Source organism: Thermohalobaculum xanthum (assembly GCF_016623495.1).
In the GTDB taxonomy this organism is placed as follows: Bacteria; Pseudomonadota; Alphaproteobacteria; order Rhodobacterales; family Rhodobacteraceae; genus Thermohalobaculum; species Thermohalobaculum xanthum.
Genome location: NZ_JAEHHL010000018.1, coordinates 1 through 6319, shown reverse-complemented (window position 1 = coordinate 6319; position 6319 = coordinate 1). Strand labels below are relative to the sequence as shown.

Annotated in this window: 3 protein-coding genes and 1 pseudogene; 3 read left to right on the top strand and 1 reads right to left on the bottom strand. The window is 62.2% G+C overall.

Going from position 1 to position 6319, the window contains the following annotated elements; genetic code table 11:
* The 3 genes and pseudogenes from H0I76_RS19045 to H0I76_RS19035 all read left to right on the top strand — a co-directional run.
* On the top strand, window positions 1-620 hold a 620-nt coding region (locus H0I76_RS19045), incomplete at its 5' end, for an IS6 family transposase (protein ID WP_200613721.1).
* A gap of 48 nt (window positions 621-668) precedes the next feature.
* Window positions 669-1223, top strand: a pseudogene (locus H0I76_RS19040) (YcbK family protein); the annotation flags it as partial.
* Complete coding sequence (locus H0I76_RS19035) at window positions 1220-1477, top strand: hypothetical protein (RefSeq protein ID WP_200613718.1); 258 nt, start codon at window positions 1220-1222, stop codon at window positions 1475-1477. The pseudogene H0I76_RS19040 and the gene H0I76_RS19035, both read left to right, overlap by 4 nt.
* 194 nt (window positions 1478-1671) lie before the next feature.
* Here the strand turns inward: H0I76_RS19035 and H0I76_RS19030 are convergent, their stop codons facing one another.
* Window positions 1672-6033, bottom strand: a complete 4362-nt coding sequence (locus H0I76_RS19030; RefSeq protein ID WP_200613717.1) for an NACHT domain-containing protein — start codon at window positions 6031-6033, stop codon at window positions 1672-1674.
* Window positions 6034-6319: the final 286 nt, after the last annotated feature.

Sequence of the window (6319 nt, the reverse complement as noted above, 5' to 3'; positions counted from 1 at the left end):
CGCTTAGGAACGTCGAGGACCTGCTGCACGAACGCGGCATCGACGTCAGCCACGAGACGATCCGGTTCTGGTGGCATCGGTTCGGGCCGATGTTCGCAGCTGAGATCAGGCGCAGGCGCATCGACAGACTGCGCGCCTTCTCGAACTGTCGATGGCACGTCGACGAGGTCTTCGTGAAGATTAACGGCGAGCGACACTACCTGTGGCGGGCGGTAGACCACGAGGGCGAGATGCTCGAAGCCATCGTCACCAAGCGCCGCAACAAGAAATCGGCATTGAAATTCCTCCGGAAATTGATGCGCCGCTACGGCCGGTCGCAGGAGATCGTTACCGACCGGCTGCCATCGTACCGTGCAGCGCTACGCGAGCTTGGTGGGGAAGATCTCCAGTCGACGGGGCGATGGCTGAACAACCGTGTCGAGAACTCACACCTGCCACTGCGAAGACGGGAGCGCGCGATGCTCCGCTTCCGGCGAATGCGAAGTCTGCAGACCTTCGCCGCTGTCCATTCTTCCGTCCACAACCACTTCAACCAGGAACGCAGCCTCTCCAGCAGGAACATCTTCAAGCTCAAGAGAACCGCCGCTCTCGAGGAATGGCGGCAGCTCTGTTCCGCCTAGGTTCCTGCGATTGCGGGCAAACTGAGACTGGTTCGCATTAGTCTGCCAGCACCCGACCGCCTGCAGGCGCTGCGCGACCGGCTGAAGAAGCCGCTGATCGTCCGCTCGGCCTATCGCAGCCCCGAGCACAACCGCGCCGTCGGCGGCGCGCCGGCCTCGAAGCACATGGACGGCACCGCCTTCGACATCGCCATGGCGAACCACGATCCGGGCGCCTTCGAGGCCGCGGCGCGGGCGGTCGGCTTCCAGGGCTTCGGCACCTATCCGCGCTCCGGGTTCATGCATATCGATCTCGGCCCCGTCCGGCGCTGGGGCGAGCCGTTCCCGGCGCGGCCGACGCCATTCGCCACCGAGCCCCCGCCGGCGCGCGAGCGGCTCGCGACAAGTCGCACCATGAAGGGCGGCGGCACGGCCGGGGTCGCGACGATCGGCGCGGCCGGCGTCGAGGTCGCCGAGGAGATCCTGGCCGAAACGCAGGGCGCGCTCGAGCAGCTGGTGCCCTACCTCGACGGCCTGCGCTGGGCCTTCATCGCGCTCGCGATCGCCGGGATCGGGCTCGCGATCTATGCCCGGCTCGACGACTGGAAGAAGGCGCGGCGATGATCGGCGGGCTCGTCAGCCTCGTCGCCGGATCGCGGCTCGCCGCCCGGGCGATGGCCTGGGCCGCCCTCGCCGGCGCCCTCCTTCTGTTCCTGCTGAACCTCCGCCGCGCCGGCGAGCGCGCGGGCCGGCTGGCCCAACGCCTCGAGACCATGGAGAGAACCAATGAAGTTCAGCGCCGCATGTTGGAGGCTGCCGCGGATCGGCCTCGCGATCGCGATGATCTCGCTCGCCGGCTGCGCGACGGGCGGTTCTGAGGCCCCGGCAGTCTGCGTCTGTCCGCCGGTGGTGGAATACGATCAGGGGTTTCGGGAGCGGGCGGCGGCGGAGTTGGAGCTGCTACCGGAGGGATCGGCCATCGAAGACTTGTTGAGCGAATACGTCGTCCTGCGAGCTCAGCTCCGAGGATGCAGTCGGTGACCATCGTCGGCCTCGATCTGCCGTTTATCCTTTAGCGATGCGCGGCGGGAAGATGGGGATCGGTCAAGTCAAGTCCAAAGACGGATAGCCGCAATTCACTGCACTGTTCAGCCTCAATGGCCTTGGCCTGTTCGCTGAGATACCCGATGAGTTCCGCAAATCGTATCCGCTTTCTCGTATCTTTATTTATCCAGTACTTCTTCTTTCCATCATACGTGAGCAAGAGGCACCCCGCCTTGCACAACTCATGTCGCAAGTATTGCCCAACGAGCTGATTGCGCAGCGCACGCTCAAGATCGGAAACCGACCAGCGCGCGTCCGCTATCTTCACCTCGATCACCGCCTTTTGATCCCCACGCACGGCAGAGAGCCGAATATCCGTTCGCTTCTGTTCGGCAACCTCATCCTCTCTCGTCACCGTATATGCTGCGTTTGATCGAGCGTCGAGGCGCCACGCCAGCGTTCGTTGCATCTCTGCCTCGTCTGTGATGCTTCGGAGCGTTCTGCGGTCCGTGAAGTCGTAATGTGCCAAGTCATGCGCAAGGTCTTCGAGACGGTCCAACATCACCGTGAACAGCCCATCCCTATCATGCGGAGGCAATTCATAGCGGCTATCGAGGTCCGCAATGGCCGTGGCTTCATAGGGCGGAAACTCTGCATCAAGGGCAGTGCGCTGGCGTGCCAAGAGCCGCAAACGATCGGGGAAGTGCGCGAAATCGGGTTCGGCGGCAAGTTCGAGAACGACGCGCCGCGCCTCAGGCCCCGGGGTATCTAAGAGAGTGGAGAGCAGGAAGTTCCGTGCGGTTTCCGCTTGGTCGCGGGTGTCGGGCGAGTACATCCCCTCATGGGTATGATCGTCCTCCCGCCGGATGAACGCATATGCACTGCGCACGAGGTTACCGAGAGCGCGGGCGCGCTTGCCAGGATCCTTGATCTCGAACAGGACCGCTTCGCGTTCGCCGAACAAGCCAGCGAAGGTTGCGATCGCGCGCGCGCGCACTTCCGGATGGTTGTCGGAAGCCAAGCTCTGCGCCACGACTTCAGTGCCCCGTTCCGCGTCCAGCCGAAATAGACCCCGGAGCCAGACGAGTGCCAATGGCCCGGTGGGTTCGGCCGCGTAGCGCGTCTCGCACTCCTGAGCGACGCATTGACGATTCGTTTCGCCGGCGACTTCGCCGAGGATACGCAGCACGTGTTCCAAGTGATGGGCCCACCTTGGGCCTGATTCCTCAGAGAAGCGGCTCGGCCACGCGCGCAGAACTGCAAGGAGACGCGGGAGGAGCAGGCGCTTCAGGGCTTCCTCAGCGTAGGCCAGATCCTGAAGCATCGGGAGAGTTGTAGGATCTCCCCCGCTGGTAATCTCCACGGTCAGCTCACCGCCGATCACTTCGTCCACTGCCACAGGGTGCGCCGCAACCAAATCATAGACGAAGGAGGCAAAGCCGTTCAGTTCCAAGGTCGCATAAGCGGACGCAAGGCGAGCTTCACAATGCGATAGGGCAACGGCCCAACTCGGCGTGTCGGCTTCAGCCGACACGCCGCACAGTCCGTAGATCCAACTATAGGGCGTGGTGTTACGCTCCTCCTCTGGCCGCGCACTTGGGAGTTGCGGCGTGACAGTTCGCCAATGGGATTTGAATGCCTCCTCGGCCCGCTCGGCCACTTCGGACCCGAAGGCCTGAAGTAAGGCTGCCTTGTCCCACACATCATAGCGGCCTCCGCTTCCTCCCCGCGAGCGAAGCCAAGAATAGAGATTAGCAATAGTTGTCGACTGCTTCGCGGGAGAGAAAGCCTCGGCAGGGTCAGCGAGCAATTTCTGACGCCAGATTTGCCAATCTTTGAGACGTTGAGCCTCACGCGCCGCCCGCTTGCGTTTTTCCTTATCTGACTTTCGCTTTAGCGCTTCCGACTGCATGTTCCGTGGCGGGGGGGAGGTCCGGGTCTTCAGGAGTTCCTCCAGAATGGCGTCCCCATTCACCAGTGCACGCAGCGCATCCCGTTCCGCTGCTACCCTTCCACGCTGATGCCAGAGTTGGATGAGCGCATGAAGCGCAACGGTACGTCGTTCCGGTTTGGTATCATCGACGACAGCCGCCTCGAGCCAAAGCCGGTCATTTTCTGTGAGGTGGCCGATGAGACTCTCATTTTCGGCATTGAAGTACCGATGCCAATCGTCCCTCGTCGGCCTGATCTCGTCCATGAAGGCGAGTTCCGCCCAGAAGGCGGCGCTCCGGAGCTCGGCTTTGCTTTCAGTATGCGCTCGCAATTTGCCGATGGGTTCACGGCGACCGGTTTCATCTCCGCCAAAGCGCGAGGCAATGACGCAGGCCCGGATCAGCGCCGGATCAACACTCGTTGTAGTCGCGCCCAGCTGTCGCTCGCACAGCTTTGCGAGCGCGGCCGCGAGGTGATCGAATTTACTTCGTATGCAGTCATTCTGGGGTATTGCCCTGCGCCCACGCCAGATGAGGTCAGCCATCCGATCGCGCAGTTTACCAGCAAGTGCCGAAGATTGGTCGAGTGCTTCCACGATCTCGCGGGTAGCCCAGGCAAATCCGCCGATGGTTCGCTTCGGTTCACGAGACCGCTCCATCAACTCGATCAGCTCATCGACGTCGACGAAGGCGGGAAAGAGCTTTGTGGCCAGGCCGTGGACCACCCTGTCTGGCCAAGATTCTGGGCGTGCGAGAACGTCCTCAGCGATTTCGCGAACGATTTGCTCCTTGCCGCACGCGATCAGCGCTCGAACCGCGGCAATTCGGTGGTAGTCGTCCCAGTCGACATTCAACGCCGCACTATGCGCCAGGTCGGCGCAGCTCTCGATCGGACCCTGCCGGATCACTTCGATCAAGAGCCCTCGAACGTCACTGTTGATCGGTCCATCACCCCAGAGCTTTCGCACGTTGGGCGCCAGCTCGGGGTGCGATAGTCGACGAATCTCATCTACGGGAAGGTCCAGGCCGCGCCAGCCGCCTTCACCATAGGCGTCAACGAAGGCGTTCAGGAGCTGGGCGCGCGCGCTGATGCTAAGTGACTCTGGGTCCCCGAGCGAGAGCAGTGCTTCTGGTTCGCGCCTTGTAAGCTCTTGCCGCACAGAATCGTCCCAGAGCGCCAACCACGCAGCGATGGCCCGCATTGAAGGAAAGACCACCTTGACGCCGTAGCGCTCTGCAAACAGAAGGCGGAACAGCGCCTTGGTGGACATTCCCTTCTCGCGAAGTGTTTTCAAGCGTTGAGCCGCGAGGTACTCTTGCACCGAACGATGGTGGAACCGAACGCGCCCGTACGTAGCAGGATCAAAGAGTGCCCGTCGGAGAAGTGCCTGGCGCTCGTCTTCTGTCCAATCCCGAAGGTTCGCGGCGGGATCGAGCACGCCCTCGTCGCGCGAACGATCGATTGGTTGGTCTGGGGTCCGAAGAATACGCGTGCGGGTGAGCGCGAGCGCAAGCGCCAAGCGCTCGGCGCCAACCTGGGCTTGGGCATCGGTAAGGACGCCTCGGTCACGACGGGCCGGATCGTCCTTCAGCTTGGCGGTGACATTGGCCTCGTGCTGTTGAGCGCGGGTGCCAAGCCGTCCTGAACTCCTCCACGTCTCTATGAGCTCGCCCAGATCAAGGGGACGACGCGCGAAGGTCCAAGCGTTCTGTCGACTTACCTCCGACAGAAAGGCGGTCGCGTCGTGTACGCCGGACTGTTCGGAATAGAGTCTGATCTGCCGATCGCTCATCGGCAGCATAGTTACGGTGCGGATCGCGCTTGATGCTTCGGGCTCATCTGCGTCGCCTTGGGAGGCGGCTTCACCCCGATCTCGCCTCAGGGTTTCAATGAACGCGTCCTCGGCCGTCTGCGACGACGCTCCCGCGCTCCGTTCGGGCACAGGTAGTCGCTCCTCCACGATCGCCAGATCGAGATTTGCGCGCCAGTCGGTTGGGCGACATGAGATGACGACCCGAGCCCGACCAAGATGCGCACTGATGGATTTCGACAGTCGCAAGAGTGCCCGATCGAGCTTGCCCTCTGTCAGCTTCAATTCATCGACCGCATCGAGAAAGAACCAGGCAGGCGCATCGCCGTCCGCCCTCCAAGCTTCGAACCTCGCTTCATCCGTGGTCGATAGGAGGTCGTGCAGCGGGTCGCGGTCGAGGGACTCAAGGGCCACGAAGAACGCGAACCGCCCTTCTCTCGATAACCGTTTCGCTTGCTCGACCATCTCTCGGGTCTTGCCGGCACCCGCTTCTGCGAGGAGGACCACGCGGCTGTGCCGCAGCAGATCTGCCCAACCGACATCGGGCCCCAAATCATGCTCTCTGAGGGACGCGAGGAGGTCTGAATCTTCTAGCTCTTTTGGCGTGAGGTCGCGAAACCGCCGCCCAAGGTCGATAAAGGGTGTCATGCCTTGACGAGTATCAAGAACTTGTCGCGACGTCTTTAGGCCGAACGCCTCTGACGTGGAAATCTGTCAGGACGATCTACGCAGCGTTAGAAAAAGGTCTCACCGATGCAGAGGATGGGGTGTTCCTCGCAGCACCCTTCTCGCGCCCAGGTTTCGGCCGTTTTGTTGACCTGGTGTTGACCTGGCGGGCGCGTATCTGGATACCCCACGGGGCGTGGGGCGTAAGGTATTGTGCTGTATGGGATATTTGGTTGCGGGGGCAGGATTTGAACCTGCGACCTTCAGG

What these genes read in the sequence shown, in the direction of transcription:
- H0I76_RS19035 (WP_200613718.1), top strand. Translation starts at nt 1,220, where the DNA reads ATGATCGGCGGGCTCGTCAGCCTCGTCGCCGGATCGCGGCTCGCCGCC.
- H0I76_RS19030 (WP_200613717.1), bottom strand. Translation starts at nt 6,033, where the DNA reads ATGACACCCTTTATCGACCTTGGGCGGCGGTTTCGCGACCTCACGCCA.